Origin of the sequence: Desulfosporosinus sp. SYSU MS00001, from assembly GCF_049943955.1 — a bacterium.
In the GTDB taxonomy this organism is placed as follows: Bacteria; Bacillota; Desulfitobacteriia; order Desulfitobacteriales; family Desulfitobacteriaceae; genus Desulfosporosinus.
Genome location: NZ_JBNFTW010000008.1, coordinates 21,008 through 45,200 on the forward strand (window position 1 = coordinate 21,008; position 24,193 = coordinate 45,200).

22 protein-coding genes and 2 riboswitches are annotated in these 24,193 nt (G+C 36.9%); of the genes, 3 read left to right on the forward strand and 19 right to left on the reverse strand.

Annotated features, from left to right (window positions below; translation table 11 throughout):
* Nucleotides 1–5: 5 nt before the first annotated feature.
* Together ACPUYX_RS14590 and ACPUYX_RS14595 are read right to left on the reverse strand one after the other, a co-directional pair.
* Nucleotides 6–1,136 (reverse strand): CoF synthetase, encoded by a 1,131-nt coding sequence (locus ACPUYX_RS14590; protein WP_426380361.1) that lies wholly within the window; start codon nucleotides 1,134–1,136, stop codon nucleotides 6–8.
* Nucleotides 1,137–2,474: a solute carrier family 23 protein gene (locus ACPUYX_RS14595; RefSeq protein WP_426380362.1), complete on the reverse strand. Its 1,338-nt coding sequence runs from the start codon at nucleotides 2,472–2,474 to the stop codon at nucleotides 1,137–1,139.
* A gap of 121 nt (nucleotides 2,475–2,595) precedes the next feature.
* A riboswitch (TPP riboswitch) is annotated at nucleotides 2,596–2,707 on the reverse strand.
* Between the two features lie 196 nt (nucleotides 2,708–2,903).
* Between ACPUYX_RS14595 and ACPUYX_RS14600 the strand changes: the two genes are divergently transcribed.
* Nucleotides 2,904–3,866, forward strand: coding sequence for a 1,4-dihydroxy-2-naphthoate polyprenyltransferase (locus ACPUYX_RS14600; protein WP_426380363.1), 963 nt, complete (start codon nucleotides 2,904–2,906; stop codon nucleotides 3,864–3,866).
* Here the strand turns inward: ACPUYX_RS14600 and ACPUYX_RS14605 are convergent.
* The gene (locus ACPUYX_RS14605; protein ID WP_426380364.1) at nucleotides 3,843–5,072 is read right to left on the reverse strand and encodes an ATP-binding protein; all 1,230 of its coding nucleotides are present in this window, start codon (nucleotides 5,070–5,072) and stop codon (nucleotides 3,843–3,845) included. The two genes, ACPUYX_RS14600 and ACPUYX_RS14605, sit on opposite strands and share 24 nt — an antisense overlap.
* Nucleotides 5,073–5,414: 342 nt before the next feature.
* Nucleotides 5,415–5,501: riboswitch (cyclic di-GMP riboswitch) on the reverse strand.
* A gap of 135 nt (nucleotides 5,502–5,636) precedes the next feature.
* On the opposite strand from ACPUYX_RS14605, the gene ACPUYX_RS14610 reads away from it, so the two are divergent.
* Nucleotides 5,637–5,777, forward strand: a complete 141-nt coding sequence (locus ACPUYX_RS14610) for a winged helix-turn-helix transcriptional regulator (RefSeq protein ID WP_426380365.1) — start codon at nucleotides 5,637–5,639, stop codon at nucleotides 5,775–5,777.
* Nucleotides 5,778–5,994: 217 nt separating this feature from the next.
* On the opposite strand, the gene ACPUYX_RS14615 is transcribed toward ACPUYX_RS14610, so the two are convergent.
* The 3 genes from ACPUYX_RS14615 to ACPUYX_RS14625 form a co-directional block, all read right to left on the reverse strand.
* Nucleotides 5,995–6,801, reverse strand: a complete 807-nt coding sequence (locus ACPUYX_RS14615) for a class I SAM-dependent methyltransferase (RefSeq protein ID WP_426380366.1) — start codon at nucleotides 6,799–6,801, stop codon at nucleotides 5,995–5,997.
* A gap of 66 nt (nucleotides 6,802–6,867) precedes the next feature.
* Nucleotides 6,868–8,076: a multidrug efflux MFS transporter gene (locus tag ACPUYX_RS14620; protein WP_426380367.1), complete on the reverse strand. Its 1,209-nt coding sequence runs from the start codon at nucleotides 8,074–8,076 to the stop codon at nucleotides 6,868–6,870.
* 119 nt (nucleotides 8,077–8,195) lie between these two features.
* Nucleotides 8,196–9,089, reverse strand: coding sequence for a LysR family transcriptional regulator (locus ACPUYX_RS14625; protein ID WP_088225744.1), 894 nt, complete (start codon nucleotides 9,087–9,089; stop codon nucleotides 8,196–8,198).
* A 243-nt stretch (nucleotides 9,090–9,332) separates the two neighbouring features.
* Here ACPUYX_RS14625 and ACPUYX_RS14630 point away from each other — a divergent pair, with 243 nt between their 5' ends.
* Nucleotides 9,333–10,337, forward strand: coding sequence for a YeiH family protein (locus tag ACPUYX_RS14630; RefSeq protein WP_426380512.1), 1,005 nt, complete (start codon nucleotides 9,333–9,335; stop codon nucleotides 10,335–10,337).
* A 223-nt stretch (nucleotides 10,338–10,560) separates the two neighbouring features.
* On the opposite strand, the gene ACPUYX_RS14635 is transcribed toward ACPUYX_RS14630, so the two are convergent.
* The 13 genes from ACPUYX_RS14635 to ACPUYX_RS14695 form a co-directional block, all read right to left on the reverse strand.
* Nucleotides 10,561–10,968: an Imm70 family immunity protein gene (locus tag ACPUYX_RS14635; protein WP_426380368.1), complete on the reverse strand. Its 408-nt coding sequence runs from the start codon at nucleotides 10,966–10,968 to the stop codon at nucleotides 10,561–10,563.
* A gap of 344 nt (nucleotides 10,969–11,312) precedes the next feature.
* Complete coding sequence (locus ACPUYX_RS14640) at nucleotides 11,313–13,703, reverse strand: transglycosylase domain-containing protein (RefSeq protein ID WP_426380369.1); 2,391 nt, start codon at nucleotides 13,701–13,703, stop codon at nucleotides 11,313–11,315.
* Nucleotides 13,704–14,222: 519 nt separating this feature from the next.
* Nucleotides 14,223–14,633: a hypothetical protein gene (locus ACPUYX_RS14645; RefSeq protein WP_426380370.1), complete on the reverse strand. Its 411-nt coding sequence runs from the start codon at nucleotides 14,631–14,633 to the stop codon at nucleotides 14,223–14,225.
* A 47-nt stretch (nucleotides 14,634–14,680) separates the two neighbouring features.
* Entirely contained in the window at nucleotides 14,681–15,421 is a 741-nt protein-coding gene (locus ACPUYX_RS14650; RefSeq protein WP_426380371.1) for a hypothetical protein, read from the reverse strand.
* Nucleotides 15,422–15,453: 32 nt separating this feature from the next.
* Nucleotides 15,454–16,098: an ATP-binding cassette domain-containing protein gene (locus tag ACPUYX_RS14655; protein WP_426380372.1), complete on the reverse strand. Its 645-nt coding sequence runs from the start codon at nucleotides 16,096–16,098 to the stop codon at nucleotides 15,454–15,456.
* Between the two features lie 23 nt (nucleotides 16,099–16,121).
* The gene (locus ACPUYX_RS14660; RefSeq protein ID WP_426380373.1) at nucleotides 16,122–16,886 is read right to left on the reverse strand and encodes a DUF2705 family protein; all 765 of its coding nucleotides are present in this window, start codon (nucleotides 16,884–16,886) and stop codon (nucleotides 16,122–16,124) included.
* An 18-nt stretch (nucleotides 16,887–16,904) separates the two neighbouring features.
* Entirely contained in the window at nucleotides 16,905–17,642 is a 738-nt protein-coding gene (locus ACPUYX_RS14665; protein ID WP_426380374.1) for a hypothetical protein, read from the reverse strand.
* 15 nt (nucleotides 17,643–17,657) lie between these two features.
* Nucleotides 17,658–18,473: a hypothetical protein gene (locus tag ACPUYX_RS14670; RefSeq protein WP_426380375.1), complete on the reverse strand. Its 816-nt coding sequence runs from the start codon at nucleotides 18,471–18,473 to the stop codon at nucleotides 17,658–17,660.
* A 118-nt stretch (nucleotides 18,474–18,591) separates the two neighbouring features.
* Nucleotides 18,592–19,002, reverse strand: coding sequence for a hypothetical protein (locus tag ACPUYX_RS14675; RefSeq protein WP_426380376.1), 411 nt, complete (start codon nucleotides 19,000–19,002; stop codon nucleotides 18,592–18,594).
* 957 nt (nucleotides 19,003–19,959) lie between these two features.
* Entirely contained in the window at nucleotides 19,960–20,568 is a 609-nt protein-coding gene (locus ACPUYX_RS14680; RefSeq protein WP_426380377.1) for a hypothetical protein, read from the reverse strand.
* Between the two features lie 158 nt (nucleotides 20,569–20,726).
* Entirely contained in the window at nucleotides 20,727–20,936 is a 210-nt protein-coding gene (locus ACPUYX_RS14685; RefSeq protein ID WP_426380378.1) for a sigma factor-like helix-turn-helix DNA-binding protein, read from the reverse strand.
* A 256-nt stretch (nucleotides 20,937–21,192) separates the two neighbouring features.
* Nucleotides 21,193–21,876, reverse strand: coding sequence for a response regulator (locus ACPUYX_RS14690; protein WP_426380379.1), 684 nt, complete (start codon nucleotides 21,874–21,876; stop codon nucleotides 21,193–21,195).
* A gap of 55 nt (nucleotides 21,877–21,931) precedes the next feature.
* Complete coding sequence (locus ACPUYX_RS14695; RefSeq protein ID WP_426380380.1) at nucleotides 21,932–23,977, reverse strand: GAF domain-containing sensor histidine kinase; 2,046 nt, start codon at nucleotides 23,975–23,977, stop codon at nucleotides 21,932–21,934.
* Between the last annotated feature and the right edge of the window lie 216 nt (nucleotides 23,978–24,193).

The following is a 24,193-nucleotide window of genomic DNA, read 5'->3' on the forward strand; positions in this document are numbered from 1 at the left end:
CTTAGTTAACGACTAGTTTGCTCCGCCAGCATTTCATCAATCGCAATGGAGCACCCACGTGCTTCGGAACCTTTAGTTCGTCCCAATAAGACAAAACCATTCTCGGTTTGATACCCTAGGTCTTCGGTCAAGACAGCAACAGCAGAATTCCAGTTGGCTAAATCGTAATGTGCAAGCAATCCTGTTTCTCCAAAAGGAACAGGATTCAACGTATCAGGATTCAACACTTGAAGCCGTGTCCAGGCAGGTCCTATTTTTTCTAAACATACCCGTCCACCCTTAACCTTTGTCGCAATCGTACGATCATAAAGTTGAGAGCTCAACTCCGTCATTCCATACATATTGATGCAAAGTTCTCGTTCAATACTAAAATAGTCCTTAAACCAACTGTATAATTCCTCTGTTGTAACCTCCCTGGCTTGCCCCTTTAATCCCCCTGTGTCAAAAATCCTGCTGTTATTCGGAAGATTAAAGGCTAATCCCTCCGCCCGGCAATAATCCAAAAAGTGTACATAGGCAAAAGTAGCACCCATCAGAAGCACTGGTTCACCTTTAGCTTCACTTTTACGTAAAGCGGATACTAAGCCTGCCATATCAAACCCAGCCTCTTTACTGAAGAAAAAAGCACTGTCCCGAGTTCCATAATGCTTGACGGCCAGGGATAAATACCTGGATAGCGAGGAATTTTCATTGACATCTTCTGCCGGCGACAGAACATAAATCGTCATTTGGTCCCGATCAGGGAGGACATAGTGTTTAAAGGGAGGCACCATGGATGCATCCCAAACTTCAAGAGTCGGATGATAATGACGTCCGCGCTTTTCTTTGTTGGTACTGCCGCTGGTCATAAAAACTGCTTCTGCCTCCTCAATAGGCTCGCAGGCTAGAACTGTTTCTTTGAACATCTGAAAGGGTATCGGGGGGATATCTTCCCACCGTTTAACGGTTAACGGAGATTTGTGACGACGCTGACAGTAACGTTTATAGTGGGGATTCCCTTCATATTGAAATTTAAAGATGTTCAAGGCAAGATCATTAAATTCAGGATCAAGTTCAGCCTCGAGGCTGTGGCAATCTGAGTAAGCATGAATAAACCCTAAAATTTCCTTTACTAATTCTTCTGACCAACCTTTCATTCATAAGTTCTCCTTTCGTCCTCTTTTCCTCAGCCAACCAGGAATCATAACTAAGATAATTTGTAAGATGATGGCCGTTGAAGCCCCGATCATAATTCCATTGGATAAAAAATCTCCCAGATGACCGGTCATTCCTTTTACTGCACCAGGTAAGGATACAGAAAGCAGTATTGAAAATCCCGCTATCATATAATTGGCCTCTGTTTTCTCCATGGTATTAAGGGTGGAAAGGCCGGTATAAATTAACGAAACAGCAGCCGGCAAAAAGATCCCACCCACAACTGCATCGGGAGTTACGGCCAGTAACGCCCCTGCTTTCGGTATAAAGCCAAGTACCAGAAAAATGGCCCCGGCTGTCATAACCGTAAAGCGCGAGCCCACACCCGTCAGACGAAGGAGCCCGACATTCTGGGCATACGCTGTGGTCGGAAAACCGCCTATGAGAGTAGAAATCATAGACCCTGCAGCCTCTCCGGCAAAACCATTGCGGATGCGTTGGGCGTCTAAGCTGATGTCGGCCATTTCCGAGGCCGCATGATAGACTCCCAGTGCTTCAATTACTGCTACGATATAACCAATGAAGAAGGTGACAAAGGCCGTCCCATTAAGTGTTAAAGCACCATAAGGAAGTAATCTTGGAAATCCGAACCAGGCCTTCTCTGCCATGGCCGAAAAATGAATTTGCCCTAAGGCGGCTGCGATGATATCCCCAATTACAAGGGCAATCAAAAAAGCGTAGGTCCGAAAGTACCCTTTGCCAAAAAGCGACAGAATTATGACAACAAGAGCCGTCGGAATTGAAATTGCCAGAATCTGCGGGGCAAGGAAGGTAGACATTCCTTGCGAACCTCCTAAAAATTCATAGAGAGTAAATCCCGAGAGGGCGATTCCCACGGCAATGATCACTGACCCGGTAACGGCTTTAGTAAATAAGGAGCGCAGACGCTCAAGTACCCCAGTGACAGCCAGCAGAAAAACAATGGCCGCACTTAACATAATACTTCCCCCGGCAGCTGGAAGACTGTTGGCCTTACCCGCATTAATCATCAGAGTATCAAAAGCCGCCGATGGACCTTGGACAATCGGCAAACGGGCAAGCCTAGTGGCCTGAGTGAGCGTCACCAGCCCGGCGGCAATAAAAATTGCATTTACCATATTAGCGGCTAGAGCAACTGGAAGACCGATCATAGCGGCAACAAAGATGGGGTCAAGCCAAACATTAGAGACAAAAACATGCTGCAGCCCATATAAGACGTTACGCAAGGGAGGTAATCTTTCCTCAACACCAATCGTCAAAACAGGTATAGATCGTTTATCCTCAGATTCATGATTTTCCACCGGAAACTCTCCTCCATTTACTAAGATCAAAATTCTTTTCTTGGACAACTATCGGCCAGATAAATTTCTATGGGAAAATAAAAAACCGCCCATTAGGAAATGAGCGGTTTACATACCATTAATCATTCAATCATCACTTCCCTCCGCTGGCATTACCCAGATCAGGTTCAAAGGTCGGCAGTGGTATCAACTGCCCTCTCAGCTTACTTCCTTAAGCTCCCTCTTTGAAATTGTATTAATTCTGTAATGAAGATATCACTTTTTAGCGTAATGTTCAAGATTATACAGAAGACAAAATTAACATGATTAGCCGTTAAATACTCTCACAGCTAAATTCCAGTGCTATAATTATATTGCGCAAAGATCACTTGCTAAGCTAAGATTATTTCATAACTTAATCTCAGATGTTTCATATGAAAGGAAAAGATCATGAATACTATGCCTGATACTATGCCCTATTCAACCCCCGAAAAGCCAGGGAAACTAAAAGTTTTATGGAAAATAACTCGACCTCACACTTTAACTGCATCCTTTATTCCCGTATTTATCGGTACATCCTTATCCCTAGGTTATACCGCTTGGCATAAACTCGTTTTTGGGACCATGCTCATGAGCTGTCTGCTCATCCAAATAGCTACAAACTTGTTTAACGAATATTATGATTTTAAACGCGGCCTGGATACGATAGATTCTATTGGCATTGGCGGAGCAATTGTCCGGGAAGGATTCCGGCCCAAAACTGTGCTGCGGCTCGCCTTGGGATGCTACGGTGTTTCCATATTATTTGGCATTTACATTTGTGCTCACAGCAGTTGGTGGTTAGCCTTAATCGGGCTTGTTGGAATGCTGATTGGCTATTTATATACCGGCGGGCCGTTGCCCATAGCCTATACTCCCCTAGGCGAAATTTTTGCCGGCTTACTAATGGGAACTTTTTTTATTCTTATATCATTCTTCGTCCAAACAGGATATATCAACGAGAAAAGTATCCTCGTTTCCATACCTACCGGTATTTTAGTCGGTGCTATTAATATGGCCAACAATATACGCGATCTTGATGGGGATAAGGCTTCGGGCCGAAAGACAATAGCTATTTTAATTGGACATGAACATGCCGTTTTCGTACTCGGAGCTATGTTCGCTGCAGCTTATCTTTGGATCATAGGATTAGTTATTAGAGGGTCGGTCACCCCCTTGCTTCTGATTGTCTTATTAAGCATTCCCAAAGCCATACAAGCAAAAAAAGGGTTTATCGGCAAAAATCAGCCCTCTCAAATGATGCCTGCAGTTCGCGATACAGCTCAAACCAATACAATGTTTGGACTTTTGTTATGTATAGGATTATACATTACGCAAATTTCGGCTATATTAACTAGCCATTTTGGGCACTAATATTGGGAAACATACAAAAAACACTGTTCCTCTAGGATTACTCTTGAAGTTAATTGTCGCGTTATGACGATTAGCAATATCGTAACAAGTACTTAACCCTAACCCTGTTCCATTCTCTTTCGTTGTAAAAAACGGTGTTCCAATATCATTTAAGTATTCTATTGGAATGCCGCCCCCTTCATCCTCGATACATAATACCACCTGACTATTCTCGACATAGGTAGACATACACAATGTTCCCCCCGCTTGCATCGCCTCTAAACCATTACGACACAAATTAAGCACTAGCTGCGAAATCTCATCCGGATTTAGTAAGATCTTAGGCGTTTCTCCGGGCAGAAACTTTATTTGTTTATCCTGAGAAAGAGAATCTGCTTCAAGTAAAGGATACAAGTGTCTTAAAATCTCATTGATATTTAGGTGATCTTGTTCTTTTGGAGAATGACGTGAAAGGGAGAGAAAATCCGAAATAATTTTGTTTGCACGATCAAGCTCATTGATCATGAGCATAAAGGTATCTCCTTGTAATTGAAACTCTGGTTTGGAGCCAAGCAGCTGGAGGAATCCCCGTACCGTTGTAATTGGATTCCTGATTTCATGGGTTATTCCAGCTGCCATTTGGCCTACTAAATTAAAACGTTCCAGATTGACCATTTCTAGATGTAAGCGTGTCAATTCCTGCTCAGCTTTTTTTCGCTCCGTTATATCATAAAGGGTTTTAATGACAAGCCTTGTTCCATTCACATCCATAAACGGTTGGATTTTAACCTCGTAAATTTTACTATTGTAAAAAATTTCCTCATCTTTTATGGGTTGCCCTGTAAAGAACGCTTCCTTTATTCTACAGTTCTCACATGGTCTATTCCTCTTGAGCATGTTATAGCAAAACTTACCATTCCTTTCGCCAAATTCCAAAAGATAATTACGATTAACAAAGTGTACTTCATAAGTTTCTCCTACAACAATCACTATTCCTGGAAGACTGTTAAATAAATCAAACATACGTTGACGATCTTCTTTTATTGCCTCTTCTCGTTTCCTTTGCTCATTATGTATCCGTATAAAGAGGCTGCCGGTAAACCAGCCCAATAATATCCATAGCCAAGAAATTCTTAAAGAGTGATTATGGGAATCTAGCCATCTGTCAAACAAAAAAAGAATGAATCCAATACTTAATCCTATAAGCACATATTTTCTTTCTTTCATAGTTACTCCCTCAACATCAAAGGACTCAATTTTTATCCAGTTTTGAAGACCCCCACTCCTACAAGTGGGGGTGGGTCCTTCGTTAACTTCAGCTGGGGTAGAGTCCCCCTTCGCCGCTAAGTATTCCTATTGGGAAAGGCGACTCGGCAATAATGTCCACTGGACATTATTGTATCTGAAGCCCCGATGTTCAGCTTTAGCTGAACGAGTTCACTGGGGCTAGTTCCAAACTATATATCTATTAACCTGTATCTTGACCTTTTCGGCCAACAAAACCCGGGATTAAAAACAATCTTAATTCTTTCAAAATTATTCCTCCCCAAATAAAAAACCTGGTTTACTTAAAAACCAGGCCGGTTGCGCTACTCGTTCCACATGTATAAAGCGCCCAAATTATCCAATACATGCTTCAAAACTTCCTAATTATATATTAAATTAGCAAAAAGGAAATAATTATGTTAAAAACTCTTTCATGTGTAGTATAACATAGATATACTGTATAATTTGTCACAATTTGTATCTAATGTTAGAAAAAGTTTTCTGCATTTGCAAGGCACGGCAACCTTGACCAGACAGTTGCGGACTTTGGAAGAAAACGGACTTATTCTTCGTAAGGTCTATCATCAAGTTCCCCCAAAAGTAGAATATTCATTAACCGAGATTAGAAGTGAATTTAATGAAGTTCTGGAAAAGTTAGAAGTGTAGGGAAGAAAGTATATTAATTATTCCAGAAATAAAAAACTGCAGGACACATTTTAACTCATCTAGAGCACCTTTTGTCCTGCAGTTACTGCTATCGTTTATAAATACTCTTAAACAGACCTTTGCCTTCGGAATATGGTAACTACTTTCTCAAGAAAAGTCATGCTATAACCTAGAAGCTCCCTTTGATGTACCATAAAGTCTTAAAACATAGTTTAGATTATTTAATGCCTATGCGCAGGCGATAACAGAAGTCAATACTAAATTCAGTATTACTGTAGATCTCTAATATTTTCTCCTGAAACCTTACTAAGTAGGGATTAATCCTATCCTTATCTTCTTTGAGAATAGCTTGTAATCCACCTTGGCTTAAGGCAAGCTTAATTAATCTCTGAGCAGTACAGTTTTCAGAATTCGAAAATACGATCTCCCTTACATAGCGAAATTCTTGACTATTTTTTATGTTCGTAAGATGGTTGTCTTTGTTCCATCTCACAAAACTATCTTTTAGCTTAGGATGGTTAGACTCAATTTCCGCAACCTTTTCAAAGAGCAGGCTGTATGCCAGCTCGGCTTCCCAGTTACAAACCGGCGGCCAATCATAATCATAAACTGCAAAAACGCCGCCTATCGTCAGCAGCCTCGACACTTCCTTCAATGTTTGTTGAGGGTTCATCCAGTGAAATGACTGCGAACAGGTAATGATATCTGCACAATTATTCTCCAATCCTGTATCGTTGGAAAAGGCAGAAATGAATTCAATATTGCTAAGATTAGCTAGTTTCTCTTTAGCTATCCTTTGCATATCCACACTAGGCTCTATTCCTATAATCTGACGACTCACATCGCTCCAGATTGCTGTGGAGAGGCCTGTGCCGCATCCCAAATCAACAACCAGCGATGGATTGCGTCCTAAATAGTTTAATAAAATTTCTTTTACCTTTTCAGGACTTTGGGGACGTGAGTTATTATAAATATCAGCAAATCCCAAAAACCTGTCGGCATTAAGCTTTACGTTTTCTGGCATTTAAAGCCTTCCTTTCCAAGTTGATAAATCACATACTTTCAGAATGAGTTCACTTGCCAGTGCCGGTTAACCCGAGCAATTGGGAGCAGATGCTTCATATTGTCCTTTACCCGTTCTGTAAACCCAAAAAGCATTGATGAGAAGTAATATACTTGTAGAAAAGAACACATAATGGAAACCCCAGAAGGCTGCCATCTGGCCCCCTAATACAGGGCCCACGACGTTACCTAAATTTTGAGCTGCATTATTATACCCAAATATTCTACCTGAAATTGTTTCCGGAATGTTACTTTTCAGAAGCGAATTAATCGATGGCAAAAAGCCGGCGGTTGCCATGCCCATTATGAAGCGTAAAATAATAAGCTGCCAGGCATTTCGGACATATGCTTGAGGAATTATAATTACAGCTGCCCCAAGGAGGCAGACAAATAGCACCGAATATGGCCCTACCCTGTCTGATAGTTTACCCAGGAGGGGAGCAATAAGGACATTAGCCAATCCCACAGCAGAAACGACTGCTCCGGAAATAATCGCAACATGATTGGCGTTATTCATTAAAAGCTTGACGTAAATGGTAACAATGGGTTCAATCGACATACTGGCTAATTGAAGCATAAACGAGGTTATAAACATTGCTATCAGGATCTTGGGCTTGTCAATAGTCTTCCAAAATTCTTGACCGGACAGCCGAGCCGAGTTGTTCGGTACAAAGTCTTCATGGATAAACAGTAAAGCAATTAGAAATGCCAAAAACAGAAATCCCCCAGTGACATAAAAAACATGGCGCAAACCGATAAGTTCAGATAAAGTACCACCAACAAGAGGACCGATTAAGGAGCCTCCAACTGACCCGGAAGTAAGAGTACCCAGAGCCCAACCGGCACGGTCTTTGGGAGTTTGAGAGGAAACAAGGGTTATCGCTGCCGGTACATAACCAGATATGGCACCCATTAAGAGACGGAGGCCAACAAGTTCATAAACATTATGAACGAATCCGATTAAAACCATAATCACAGCCATCCCCAGACTTGCTCTTAACAACATCAGCTTGCGGCCATGTATATCGGCCAGTTTGCCCCAAAGCGGGGAGACAATAGCGGCGGAGAGAGCAGTTGCACCAAAAGCAACACCGGACCACTCTTCAACTCTGGCTATATTATGAACACCTAATTGTTGGATGTAAACGGGAAGAAAAGGAATTACAAGGTTCATACCAGCCATCGTGGCAAAGGAGCCGAACCAACAGATAATTAAGTTACGCTTCCACATCGTCATAAGTTGTTAGTTGTTCCTTTCAATGTTTAAGTTATTTATACCTAAACATTTTAGCGTCATTTATATAAAGATACAAATGATATATCCCTCAATTTTGCCGGTATTCGGGTTGGTATTACTTACAATTCAAATAGTCTTAATTTCTCCAGAAATTCCTCAACTGCTTTAGAACTTGCCGGTTCTTGGCTGTGCAGAATGCTTAGTTTGCGGGAAAACTGGAGTTTTTCTTTGGTCTTAATCGGTATTGTTTTAATTACCTTAGCGGCTATTTCTTTGTGAACAACAAGACGGGATACAATCGTAATCCCAAGACCATTAATCACTGCTTCTTTAACTCCCTCATTGCTGCTAAAGACAAAAGAACGGTTCATCTTTACTCCTAAGGACTTCAAAAGATCATCGCTGAAAGAACGAGTTCCTGAACCAGATTCCCTTAAAATCCAAACCTGATCTTGAAGATCTTCAGCGGAAACTTTGCTGAGCTTACTTAATGGATGCCCGTTAGGAACAATTAAAAGCATGTCATCATGCATAAAAGGTTCTTCTTCAATGCCGGGAAGGCTCACTTGGCCTTCGACAATCCCAATGTCCAGTTGGTTTTGGTGGAGCAATTGAGCAATTTCTTCTGTATTAGCAATTGTTACCGATACCTCAACATTAGGATAATTTTCCGAAACTTCCGCTAAAAAACGGGGCAAGACATATTCACCGATTGTAAAACTGGCGCCGATTTTCAAAGCTCCTGTGACGACATGACGAAGATCATTAATTTCACTTTTTGCCTGATCATAATGACTGAGAATCTCTCTGGCATGCCGAAATAAGGCTTCTCCGGCCGGAGTAAGACTGAGACGCCTTGAAGAACGATGCAGAAGTTTGGCACCGAACTCATTTTCTAAGTTGCGGATATGGAGACTAACGCTTGGCTGGGATAAAAACAGCTCTTCAGCGGCCCGAGAAAAACTGTTTTGCTCAATAACTGTCACAAATACTTTAAGAGATTCCGTAATCAAGACCCATAACCTCCTTAAAATTGACCTGAAAATTGCTGCCCTGATTTGAGATGCGTGTACATATTAAATAACCAAATGCTTAACATTAGACATCTAGATTGTAAGTCTAAATTGCAGCCTTTATATTTAAGTGCAGAAACCTGAAATCAACGTCTTTAATAATGAGCCTGTTCCGGAACAATAGGTTAAAAGCTTTCAGGAAATTTTGTATGGTATGGAAGGGTTGAAGAAATGTCTCATAACATGGAAATTCCAGCGGTAACATTACAGAAATCGAATTCTATCAAATTATACGGCGGTGTTTTATTTACCTTTGTTATTGCAGGAATCGGTACAATAGCCTCGGATTTACCTGTCTTGGACCGGATAGGAGCTATGCTCACTTCAATTCTGATCGCAGTTTTGTATCGTAACCTTTTCGGTTATCCGGAAGATATCCGCACTGGAATACAATTTTCCGCCCATAAAATCCTTCGCTTTGCAATTATTCTTTATGGCTTTAAGCTCAACATTGATGTTGTTTTAAACCAAGGGGGCCTGCTTTTAATTCACGATGCCTTAAGCATCATTGTTGCAATCAGTGTGACATTGCTTTTAGCTAAACTTTTTAAAGGAGAAAAAATGCTCTCCCTTCTTTTAGGCATCGGGACAGGTGTATGTGGTGCTGCTGCTATTGCTGCCGTTTCTCCGATCGTTAACGCCGATGATGAAGATACGGCCCTCGGAGCAGGTATCATCGCTTTAGTAGGCACTCTGTTCGCGATTGGCTACACCTTAATTCGCCCCCTACTTCCAATAACCGCAGTTCAATTTGGCATTTGGAGTGGAATTAGTTTACACGAGATAGGCCATGTTGCTGCGGCTGCGGCAACGGCAGGACCGACAGCCTTAACGATTGGCTTATTAGCTAAGCTGGGTCGGGTTTTCTTACTCATTCCTCTAAGTATTATTCTTTCCCTGTGGACACGTAAAAATGGTCAGGAGACTGCAAAGAAAGCGCCCTTTCCCTGGTTTTTACTCGGATTTCTCGTTACGAGTATCATCGGTACCTATCTTCCTATTCCTAAGACTATTTTATCCGTAATTTCAAACGATATTGGTCCTTTCTTATTGGCTGCCGCCATGGTGGGCCTAGGTCTCAATGTTCATTTATCCAATTTACGCAGCCGGGCTTTGCGGCCGGTTTTGGCCATGCTTATTGCATCAATTGTCCTTTCAGCTTTTTCATATTTTACACTTTGGTTTTAAGACGACTTCAAATCAATCTTTTTAAGCTTAACAAATTCTTAGAACCACAAAAATATAAATCTTATATGTAATGTATTAGAAATTACTATTCGCAATTCATCATTGTCTTTGCCCTGACTTTACCATTAGAAAGGGGCGTAGAAACCTTTTTGGTCTACGCCCCTTTCTAATACCATCCCACTGTTTATGATTTGCCATTTAATTAATGTTTGGAAGGCTCTTTTTAAGCAATCTCTTTATCAGTTTCAATTAATGAATTTTCCAGGGCCGTTAATAAAACATCGAATAGATTCCGGCCATCATTCACCAGAAAACTATTCAATAAATCGCAGTAATTACTGCATTCTCTTTTCCTCAGCAATTCTCCTTCACTTAAATCTTCAATGTCTAAAATAATATCTGTTGTTTGGATGTACTTCAATCTCTCACGTATATCTTTAAGCTCACCTATCAATTTCGACACGTCAATCCAATCAAGCTTTCCATTATAGAAGTGTATTAGTAAATATGGGAATTCTGTTCCCCAACCTCTAGGCTCAAGATAGTAGCTAATTGTAGAGCAAAATGAATGGAACAAATCGCGATGTTTGGCCTGATAGGACAAAAAGTCAATTTTAAAACCAATTGCCATACTAATCACCTCATTAATTTAATTAAGCTCAAAATCTCTAAAACCTTCCATAGTCATTACCTTCTTCTTCTCATAAGCACCGGAATCTACCTTAACATTTGAATTTGATCAAAAAGGATTGGGTTGATTATGGTTCTGAAAAGTAGTTACTAGAATTGGCATAGTCTGCATACTTCTTAAATAAGTTTATAATACTCGGATAAAAAACCTTTAAAAAGTACCTTATGGCACGAAAATTAATGCAAAAAGCACAAATTGCTGAGCCTCGGAGAATAAGATAGGCGCTTTTCAGCGCCATACCAAAACTAGTTTTTAGAATTAAGTGTCACAGAAAATCAACATGGTTAAAAAGAGCCCCCAATACCCAATACCCTCTGCACATCACTAATTTTATTGAGATAGGAAGAACGTTTATCCTTATCCTTTATTTTTCCTATCTTATTTTGAGCATCTAAAAAAACAGCATCCCTATTCTCTTGTGAACTTTGAGGTGTTAATGATTCCAGGACTGCTAGAGCAGCATCGGCATCTTGTTCAGCTTTTGTCTCTTGGTCCTCTGATTGGAGAATTTGATTCCCTTCAGGAGTTATTACTCGGTCGGTTATAGTTGAACTGTCTTTTGCAGACTGCGCCGCGTTCACGTCGGCCTGCCCACCTAAGCTCTTCTCTAAGTAAGTTTCAGAAAACATATCCTGAGTTCCTGTGTCAAAGTCCGTAGGATTACCTCGCCAATCAATAGTTTTAAAAACAATTCCCTGTGGTTGGAGAAAATCTGCTCTTGGGAGACCTTCATGTACCTTGGTCATAAAGTCCAACCAAATGTGTCCGGGATAGGTAGAACCGAACAAATTGTTAACTTCCTTGGGAATATCGTACCCGCACCATACAACGGTTGTATAGTATGACGAATAGCCGCAAAACCATCCATCTTTACTGTTTTCCGTAGTACCAGTCTTCCCGGCAACTATCTGGCCATCAATTTGTAAATTGTGCCCAGTGCCATAGTTCGAACTGATAACTCCTTTGAGAATATCTGTCATCATATAGGCAGATTCCGGTGAATAAATCTTTTTCGTTTCTCGGCTGTTTTTATAGATTGTTTGTCCAAGATCGGCAATCTTTTTGACACAGCTGGGTTGAACATACCTTCCGCCGTTTGCTAAAGTATAGAAGCCCCCCGCTTGCTCAACAGGTGATACCCCTTCAGTGAACCCACCAATACTCGCAATGGGGATATTATCTTCAGGATGAAGCCCCGCATATCTCATTGCCTCTAAATAGGCTAACCCTGTTTGAGGTTTTATTTTCGTCAATACCTGATAAGCAACGGTATTAAGAGACATTTCCGTCGCCAATCGAATACTTACAGGCCCGTAGTATCGGTTTTCTTCATTTCGAGGACCATTAGGAATATATTGATCAGTTATCCGGGACAGAGGATGATAACCTAATTCGAAGGCAGGAGCATAATCCAGTAACGGTTTAATTGATGAACCTGGTTGCCGATAACTCAGGAAGGCCCGATTATAAACATCCTGATCGCCTCTTCCCCCGACAATAGCTACTACATAACCCGTTTTATTATCTATTGAAACTGCTGCCCCTTGCATACTGAATTTATTATTTGTAGGATTTATGTCCGTAAAATCTTTTAAGCCATTATCCAGGGATGATTGTAATAAGGATTGTTTGGCGACATCAAGCGAAGTGTAAATTGTGTACCCGCCGCTGCGGACTCGTTTATCATATCGGGAGTAAGTTTCTTTATATTCAGACTCATAATTATTTCTTTCATCATCTGTCTTAAATGTATAATTAAATTGGAAGCCATCTTGTTCCATCAACGCTCTCACGGTACAATCAATAGCGTAGCTTGTCATATAATTTTCAGGTGTTGCAACGGGTTTGTGAATTGTGAGGGTTAACTTAGTATCCTTTGCGTCATCGTACTGAGCATGCGATATTTTTCCTTGCTCCATCATAGCATTGAGGACTATATTTCTTCGTTGTGTCGCCTTTTCCTGATTTGTAATAGGGTTAAACAGAGAAGGATTATTAGACATTCCACAAAGGGTTGCCGCTTCTGCCAGATTTAACTTAGAAGCAGGTTTTGAAAAAAAGTACCGGGCAGCACTTTCTATTCCATAGCATCCTTCACCATAGTAACAATTGTTAATATAAAACTCCATAATTTGGTCTTTCGTATATCGTTTTGTTAAGTCGAAAGCTATGAATATTTCAGTTAGCTTGCGTGAGACCGTTCTATCTTGTGTAAGCAGAACATTCTTGGCAACTTGCTGAGTAATCGTCGAACCGCCAACAGTTGCTTTACCTCTGTTTAGCAAGTACAAAATTCCGGCCTTTATTGTTTCTTTATAATCTAAAGCTCCTTCTGTAAAGAAGTTCTTATCTTCAACCGCGACATACCCTTGAGGCACATAATCAGATACATCCGCTAGGTCTACATAGTTATAACCGCTTAAGCCTAACTTGGCAATTGGCTTATTGTCCTTATCCAATATCAAGGTGCTGCCAGCTCTTTTAAAGGTTAGCTGGTCTATATTTCTTACTTTAAGAATTGCTTGTTCCTTGGCTGAATCTATGGTAGGTTTATATACCAAATATAGGACTCCAAGAACACTTGATAATATGACGGTTAAAGTTAACAGAGAAAATAAGAAATACTTAATAATTCGACCAATCCGACTGCCTTTAGGGTTTTCAATTATAACCATGATTTATGACTTCCTTAATAGATGTATTTTTTTGAAATTCTGTTTCGTTAAGTATAAGGATTCCAGGGAGAGTAGACCCACAAGACAAGAGATTTGAATCTCTGTTGAATATCAACACAATTTAATCTTTATGCGGTATCCTTCTTATGTATTACTATATACCAAACCTTTGGAAATATTTGGCTTAATTTGTAGGGCGAAATATTACTTTTATTTCGTTTTTTGAATAAATTTGTCTACTGAGAACAATAAAACAGCAGCCCCTAAAATATGCCCCCCCTGATAGGGAACAGTTCTCTAAGGCTGCTGTTTTATATATATGTTCAAAGCAAGAATTATTTAATATTCATCGTCTGAAAAAAGCTATGGCCACCCTAAATGACCATGTTTACTGATCCCGAATATATTGTGTGCTCCCCAATTCATCACATAATTGACCAATTCACTGAACAAAAAATCTATTCAACCCTTCCTTGTCGGTGTTTGACATCCTAGAAGGATAGATAATGCGAAGAGGCTTTAGTTTGTTCCAAATATGCTTGTTACGATATCCTTTATTTCTTTATTTTCAGCTATATAATCTACTTTTTTTTGTTCTATTAGGCGTGATACCTTAAGCTCATTACCACCAATTTCACAGTTTATGGAATGCCCATCTTTTAGGGCAAAGAAAACATTAACATCACCTATTGTATCAAGTTTATTTACCCGAATAATTTTACTATTATTAAACTCTTGGATAATTGGAGCCCAATCTTTTGCACGAATTTTCTTTTCATTATACTTTATGATTATTCGTATTTCTTTTATATCGGCCGCATTAATAGCAGTATGGTAATTTGTTATTTTGAAAAACCTATTATAAATTAAACTACCACCAATGAGGAGTATTAGAATTGTTATTAATATTGATAATACTCTTTTAGTCATTATTTTCACCCCTTTTCAGTGGCACTAAATTAAGAGACGCAGAACTACTATTTATTGGACTCATCTACATATGTAGCTAAGTCTTTTTTTATTTGTTTATATTTATTAATTACATTATCGGCATCATATTGTTTAAGTTCTATATTCTTAATTTGATTGGAATTTTTCAGAAGTACCAAATCGTATTTATTTATTTGATCAATCGGAATATACGTTTCACCATAATCAACTTTCATTATTTGAGTATCCTTATCTAAAATAAATTTTCCATAAAATGTAGATGATGGAATAAAAGTTTTCCTTCCATCTTCGCTCTTGTATTGATACCATGAAGGTTTTATTATATCTTTTAGAAAGAGAACGTATTCTTTATTCTTTTGCATAGGGATATATCCACTATTAGCATAAAGCATTTGGCCCCTAATAATTACTGGCTCAAAAATATTGATTATATCTCCCTGTTTTAAATGTTGTTCACCACCTCCTTTGAAAACTTTCAAAATTTGTACTGTATCTCTTAAGGCCATAGAAAATTTAGTTTTATCTTCAGAGGTAAGTTTTACGGAAATAATATATGGGGATATCTTCTTCAACTCATTAAAGTTTCCAATAGAATTATTAAAATCGCCATTAAGATCAAACAAATAAGCAAATTTTAGATTATTATAGTTAGTATCATTAAACAGCAGATCATTTGCAAAGGTGTTTTTGATATATAGACTAAATAATGAACTAATTAAGATTATAAATGTAATTATTATGATAAGAATTCTGTTACTAATTTTCAAGGTTCTTACCTCCAATATAACTTTTGTAAGATTTAATGTTCTATAAAAAGGCTTAATCTTCCCGAATCCATCTTATATTTAGTATCAGAGAGAAGCTCTATATCATCCTTATTATGACTTGCGATAAGAATAAGTGCCCCTCTATTCTTTTCTTCCAATAAAATTGTTCTTACTAGGTTAATTCCTTGCTCATCTAATGCGTTCGTTGGTTCATCTAAAACAATCAGCTCGGGTTTTTCCATAATTGCCTGAGCTATTCCAAGCCTTTGTTTCATACCCAGTGAGTATTTTTTAAACGTTCTTTTATCTTCAGGATCTAAGCCCACCCTACTCATGGAAAGCTTAATATCTTTAACAGAAATTATTCTTTTAATAGAAGCTAATATTTTCAAATTTTCTAATCCAGTATAGTAATCCCAAAAGCCCGGGGTTTCGATAATAACACCTATACTATTTGGAAAAGACATATCTTTATGTAATATTTTTTTATCTATCATTATATATCCTTCAGTAGGTTTAATTAGCCCTGAAATTGCTCGAAATAGCATTGTTTTTCCTGAAGCATTTCTTCCAAAAAAACCATATATTTTGCCTTTATCAAGAGACAAATTAATATTTTGTAATATTGTATGACCTTTAAACTCTTTGCGTAAATTCACCACTTCAAGATAAGACATTTTTTAGCTCTCCTTTGTACAATTTAAATAATATCTTTTTTCTTTATCCAGTTAGAACCTAATACAATAAGTATTGTTATGATTACTAAGTAATAAATTAGTGACCACCATAATTTGAACCCCGGAATATAAATCTTAAGCAATTCATTTTGCCTGGGAATATATCCTAAATCATGTAAATAAAGCAAACTGTGTATTGAGGGTAATATAAATAATAGTTTACTTCTAGATATTGAAGTGATTAAATAACTAAAAATGTTAGAACTAAAGACAAAAGCCAAGCTATAAATGCTATTAAAACTTAAAGATAAGACATTCACCCAAATAACAAGAAACAAACAGTGAAAAAATAATAAACCTTCTTGACCAACAATCAAAAGCAACAAATTGTTGTTATCTAATATCGGCAAATTAAGTAGATGCCCGAATAATAATTCTATTAAGATCAAAAAAAGACAGAAAATTCCGGTATAAAATATAATTATAAAAATTTTTTTCAAAAACCATTTCACACGATTATCAGTTCTGCTGAAAATATAAACTGCTTGTTTATTTATACTTTGTTCTATAAGATTAAATAAAATAAACATGATAAAAAATTGAGGAAGAATATAAAACAAAATATCATTAATGTTATCTAATCCAATATTTATATTGAGATATCCATATGTATAAATTAAAAAAGCCTCAAATGATTTAGTGTTAAATTGCGATAAGGACTTTATACACAAAAATAAGATAAATAAACTACCAAGAAAGATTTTCAAAATTCTCTTACGATCAAACATATATATAATAACTTCCTTCTATATAAAATCACTTTCATTTAAGAGCTTTTTAGCTATAATATTCGAAAGAAATAATAATGCAATAAACCAAATATAGTTAATCAAATTCGAGTTGTTATTTAAAAACATATACATTTCAAATGATTGAACATTTTTTCCAACTAGAATCATATAATAAAAAATATAATGCATTAAAATAAAGATTGTTGAAGTAATTAGAAAACCATAAATTTTATTATTAGTTATTATTGTTACCGAGGTAAAAATGTTAGCTATTATTATAAAACCATTTATTTGAAAATATATCGAAGTAAAAAAATAAATTAAAAAACTGTAATCTACCTTAGATCTAAGTCCAGCTAAAAAAACAAGTATAATTAATAAAACATTTAATATTCCAACATAAAGTAATGTTAATGATAAAATTGAAATATAGTATACTTTCCACCACGATTTTAGATCTTTGTGCCTGCTTACTACGGCAGTTTTTAAAAGAAAGTTTGTTATTAGATCAACTAATAAAATAAATAATGGAAATAATAGCAGAACAGAAAAGGACGGATTAAATACTTTATCATGTATGTATATTACGGGAGACTTTAAAACAACATTTAATCTATTATCATTTATATTTTGAAATACTCTTTTTAAAAAATAACCATTTAAAGCAAACCAAATTATAAATAGAATGATAGTGACAATCATTCTTTTAGAGCCAAAAACAGTTTTAGTAAGATAAATGTAAATTTCCTTCATTTATATCTCCTTAAGCTATATATTTTCAGATACTATATATAACTGTCGCAAAAGTAGAATTACACTTAATAAAAGAATGAGGAAAATGCAAAGAAAAAAATAGGGAGCACTAACAGTAGTAGTTGGTAGAACCAAATTAGTTAGCTGATAGTGAAATCCATTAGGTAATAAAGAAATAAATGTATCTATAACAAGATAAGCTAACATTACAAAAGCTATAGGAATCAAACCATTTCTTCCAAAATTCAAAGATATTGCATATCCTAACAAAGCATAAAGTGAGGCAAATAAGCTAATTATAGCGATCGCAACTAAGCTAAAGACCAATGGATTTTGAATTCTCAACCAATTTAATAATTCTTCCGGATTATATTCAATTATATATGGGGGAACGCCGTTTGTTTCATAACTTATTGATGGAAATGTAATGATTGAAAGAATAACATTAATCCCCAACGGTACGCAGAAGGTTATAAAAGTAGAAACCACTACTGCGATTGCTTTTGAGATAATATAAACGTTTTTTTTAGATCTGGTCGTTATGTAAATATAAATACCTGATTTCACATCAATAATGTAGGAATCTGAATATATTATATTAGCAAATAAAGGAAGCACAAATAATATAGTCATAAGTATGGCCTGTCCATAAGGGTGTTGCAAAATCGACATTTCATAACCTGATCTCAGGCCACTTAAACTCATTCCTTTTACAATTAATCCCGTATCAATGAAAGAATAAATAACCAACAGTAATAGCACAATAAACATAACTTTAAATTGTTTCCTATTCAAACAATTTCTTAATTCCATCTTAATAAGTGTTATCATTTTTATCCCCTTTTAAGTTTATAAGTTATAATCCCGATACACACTCATCGTTATTTGAGGGTGTATCGGGGGCGACCTCAGGAATACTTAAATGCTTAAATTAATGCAACCAGATTACTTATTCTAAGAAATCGACATATCCATCAACATATGCACCGCTTGAAGAGCTATAATAATTCATCATCCCTAAGCATACGTACTCACCTACATGGCTTTGATTATCCGAGAAGTAGAGCCACTTGTTAGTGCTATTAGCCACAAATGAAATTGTCGTCGTGGATAATGCTGTATGATCTGATTTTGCTGCCCATAAGTAACATTTATCTGTATTGGTTAACTTATCAGCCCGAGCGTAAATCGCGGCTGTTGACTGATTATGCTGATAACATGATGTATAATTAAAACCTTGATATTTGGGAAGAAGATATCCAGAAAATGCTCTACTACTTGCTAAAGCGGTTGAAGAAAAAACTGGCAATAATAAAGAAACCGCTAGCAAGGCCGTTAATAACTTTGTACTCTTTTTCATATTTGATTACCCTCTCAATTCTTAACTTCTAATAGTTAAAAAAACCTAGAATAACTACCAAGTAATATGGAACAATCATTGGTTGCCCATTAATATTGACCTTCTCTTCAGAATATTTTTGGGGATAATAAAAATACATATCCTTTTTAATATGAGGATAAAACAATTTTCCCTCCTTAACATAAATTCTCCCTTCACAAACATCCCCAGTAGGTATAGTATAAGGATACTTACATTTTGTGTAGGGGCATACGCCTTCAGACCAAATGGTACTTTGCAGGTATAGTTGACCTGAAGGCGTCATTATTCAAGTGGCAGAAACCACCTAAATACATAAACCTAATACTTAAAATTAGTTTAATCGCCATTCCAAATTGTAGATTCGCCATCTAAAACAAGATTATCGTAATTTTTCAGCATTGTCCCCCGTAATTTTACTAGGTATCTATGCAATTTCGTCTGTTGTATCTCAGAATTTACAATATATAAATAGTTAATTCGAACCATTCTTCCAAAACTATATAAATTACGAGCTCAGTTAAGGACTTAAAAAACAAAGAAGGAGAAACTTACGATTTAATAAATTTGTCTACTGAGAATCTATAAAAAAGCAGCCCCAAGATATGCTCTCCTTGACAGGGAACAGTTCTCTAAGGCCGCCATTTAATATTTATGTTCAAAGCAAGAACTATTTAATATTTATCGTCTGAAAAAAGCTTATAATTGAGATGCTCGTACCTATTATAAAGGAAGTTATAGCTATCCACGTCCATATCTTCTTTAACTTTCCAGACTCATTTACAGAAACAAAATAACTGTCTATAGCCAGACGATCGGAGGCAGTTTTATTTGGTTCCTCGATGCCCTCAATCTCCTCTAGTGAAAATCACCCGCCTTCGATTATTTCATCTCTATTTTTCTCGGAAACAAAGGTTTTTTTAAATAGATTATCTTTCGTCAATTGATCAAAGACCGCCTTAGACAAAACCATCTCTTATTCTTATTTACTGATTCGTCACTATTAGCTACGATATCATTGAGTAGTTCTTGAACGACTTTCATTGTTTCTGGCGTTCCATCATAAAGACGATAAAGCTCCTTAAATAAATTTTCAACCCAACCCTTATCTATATATTGGCTGGGTGATAGGTAATAACCTATTTCGTTCTCACTATATTCGAGTTCTGCCAGTTCCTTTATTTTACTATTTATAATATAAACTTTTAGTTCATTGGTTATCGTTAACCCGCCAAAAAACACTTTAAAGTTATAGTCGGTAATGATGTGCTGGCGAACACTTTCGAGCCATTTTGTTATTTCGTATTTTTCCTTCAATAACCCATGTTCTAAGATAGCTTGCTTTAGCCTTGAGCACTCAATAAATTCTTGTGCATCTTCCACTAATCCTGCCATAGCAATAAAGGCATTGTCAGATAAGGAGAAAATTTTTGGGTAGTCCTCACTTTTTACCCTGTAAATCGTCCCGTCAGAGTTCAGTTCACTTGTACGGCTATCGGTCATCACGCTTACAAAAGAATTAGCTATTACTATTGATACAAAGCTCATTCTATAACCATCCTAAATAGACCAAGTATATGATCCATAATTCTTAATTAGACCTTTCCTAAAACATCTGGGAATTCCGAACCACAGAAGAGCACCACGGATTTCTATTCATGGTGGTTTTATAGTTTTAACTTACTATGTTTTCAAATAATTTTCTATTAACTCCCGGAATTCCCTTTAGCTCTATGTAATCTTACTTTTGTGTTAGAAATGTTGAGACCTAATATACCAGTAATTTGCTGTAATGTTAAGTCGACATAATACTTAAGAATTAAAATTTCGGTATTCTTTTGTTCTAATCGATTAAAGATATTATTATTGTCTTCTTTATTTTCTATAGACATGTCCAATCCGTCTGAAAACATCATCAAGTCAGATATCGAAGTAATGTTGGTTTTGGTTTTTATTTATATCCTTTAACATTCGTTTAGCTTCATCTAAGGCAATGGAAATTACCCATGGGGCAAATTTGTCCTTAGAAAATTAGTTAATGTAGTTTACTATAGGATATCATAAAATCCAGCTGAACGGCATCTTCGGACATATACTTATCTTTTGTAAATGCATTGACAGCATTAAAATGCATTTTCGTAGAAAAGTACTTAAAATACAAAGATGGAGAACTTACAAATTGCTAAGTTCTCCATCTTTGTATTTTAGGACGGCTTCCAAACGTGTTTTTACATTCATTTTTACAAGGATGTTACTCACATGAAAGTTAACAGTTGCCACTTTAATTCCCAAAACCTCTGCAATATCCTTGTTGTGTAACCCTCTTGATACTAATTCAATAATTTCACTTTCTTTAGGTGTTAGCTTTTCTCCAGGTAGTTCTACTATTTCTGCAAGAGCATGTATCCTATCACAGTTATTTTCGGAAGGAAAGAAGATCTCTAAACCCTTCGAAAAGTAAACTCCACCATTATAAACTTTTAATATTCCTTGAATCATCTCCTGGACAGCACAGTCCTTTAATAAAAAACCATTAGCTCCTCTACTCATTGATTTAGTAATATAACCTTTTGGACTATGTCCGGTCAGCATAATGATTTTTGCTGCTGGTTGAACCTTCTTTACCTTGTCAATTAAGTCCGTACCACTAGCATCGGGAAGCTTAATATCCAACAATACGACGTCGGGTTTAGATACTGCAATTAGCCTCAAACATTCTTTTCCGCTCTTAGCTATTCCGATTACCGAGATTCGGGGTTCAGAAGATAATAAGGAAACAGTTCCTTCCGCAAAAAGTGTATGATCGTCTACGACTAGTACCTTAACCTTTAGTAGTTTTTCAAGGTTGAATGGCACCTCTATCTTCCTCCCTTTTATAGAGCACTCATAAAATTGATATGGGATAATCTTTTCAAACTATAGGTATTACAGCTTTAAGAAAGGTACCCTGCCCGATCATTGAATTAATTTGAAGCTCACCTCCTAAATTTTCCAATCTTTCTTTCATTCCAACAATTCCAAAGTGAACACTTGTCAGTAACCAATCCTCTATTTTACTAGTATCAAACCCTTTACCAGAATCGCTCACTGTCAATTCCAACCTTGATTCTTTCATTTTAATTTGAACCTCTAACTTTCTAGAACCTGAATGTTTTATGGCATTTGTTATACCTTCCTGTACAAACCGAAAAGCTGCTAATTCTACTTCTTCCTCATATCGTTCTTCGCGATTCATGCCTTCAGTCTCAAGGGAAATTAATAATAACTCGTTATGCATAATTTCTTCACATAATAATTCAATAGCAGGAACCAGCCCTAAATCAGTTAATGACGGAGGACGCAGGTCATTACATATTAATCGGAGCTCAAAGTTCAAATTTTCCACTAGATCTCGTATATGACAAATTGCTTTGTTAGCCTTCGTGTTCTCACTACAATGGCACTCTTCCACTAAGTAATTTAACCAACGATTCACGTCTAGCCCTAATTGCAAAGGCCCGTCATGAATCTCACTGGCTATTAACTTTCTCTCCTTTTCCAGATTTCTAAACAAAGAGATATTTATTCCCTGAAGCCCCTGGGTTTTACGTTGTTCCTCGAGAGATCGTTGAGCTAAGTCCTTTATTTCTTTCGACAGTTCCCGAATAACAAGCATAGTCTTAAGCCGATGAGCCATTTGACTGGAAACCAACTCAATTAGCGGAAGTTCATCTGGCTCAAATTTAACATGCGATTTGCGATGACCTAAAAATATTGCAAAAGTATAATCGTCACTAATAACAGGAATGTAAATTTCAGCTGAATAATCATCCGGAAGAATTTTGGAATCCGAGCTAGTTTCTGGTTCTCTTTGAACAAATTCTTCCAACGCAATTTGTTCGTCCGGTGCTTTTAAAAATCTCCCCGAAGCCCTTTTAAGATATTCCCCTTTACCATTCTCTGCAATTATGAAAACGCCCTCAATAGCAAGTCTACGAATCATTTCTTCCATTATCTGATTTTCTTCATTAAGTATAGACAACTGCTCATTTAGTTTAAGAATTCTATTTTTGAAAGAATGCTTGTTATTTTTAAATATGATTTTATCTAACAATTTAGTTGTCAAAAATCTTAGTCCGTCAAAACCCAAAATAACGATTATAAATAAAACTGGAGTCCAAAGATATGGCTTCAGACTAAATTTTTCCGATTCCTTTAAAGCAAAAAGTAGGTAACTTATCACAATACAGAGAATTACTGCCGGAACGACGAATGGTATTATAATCCCTATTAACCTTCGACTGTCCGGTAGATATTTATTTACTACGGCATAATAGGAGATAGCTGGAATCATTGAAACAAAAAGTGAACTAAAATGAGAATTCATTATCGGTTGAAGTCCAAGGATAGTAGGAATTGCCGTCAGAAGAACAAATGGCAAAAACCCTACCACCATACCTATAAGCAAAATGTTTGCCTGATTTTTTTGCGGTTTATCCTTTGGTAAACTTAGTAAGGAACTTAAATTCCAAAGCGCAAAAAGACTACCAATGGTCATTATTGCTAGCACCAGTTTTCTTAATGAGCTGAAGGAGCTAGTAATATTTGCAGATTGCAACACAGTTATTAATAAGATCAACGCAAACATCAATTTTAAAATGAGACGACCCCAGCGATTAATCTGTTTATTGTTGTCTTTTAGAAAAATAGAAATAAAATCATTAAGGTTGATGGGCACAGTCGCAAAAATTATATACTCTAATTCCCGAGCAAATAACAAATCACGGCTCGAAGCTGAAGCTAAGACGATAGCCAAGCCTGTACTCCAGTTGAACCAAAATAACTTCCGGGCCTCAACCAGAAACGGCCGTCTTAACCAGGTAGCAAATCCTAAAAGCCAAAACACAACCCCAAGAATTGTAAAAGGAGTTTCACTTATAGTATTCTGCACAACTGAGGGTATAGGAATATTAATCATCTGATCAGATATCCCGTTTTGCTTAAGGACTTCGAACGTTGAGGCTCCCTCTGCCTCACTCCATTTCTGAATTAAGGAATAATTACCGGGATCGTCTTTGTCTATTTTCACAATAACATCATCTATACGGATCCCCGATTTGTAACCTTCACCTTGAGGATCCGCGGAAATGACTTTCCATTGTCCCTCAATTTCTGTAATCTTGAGACCAATATA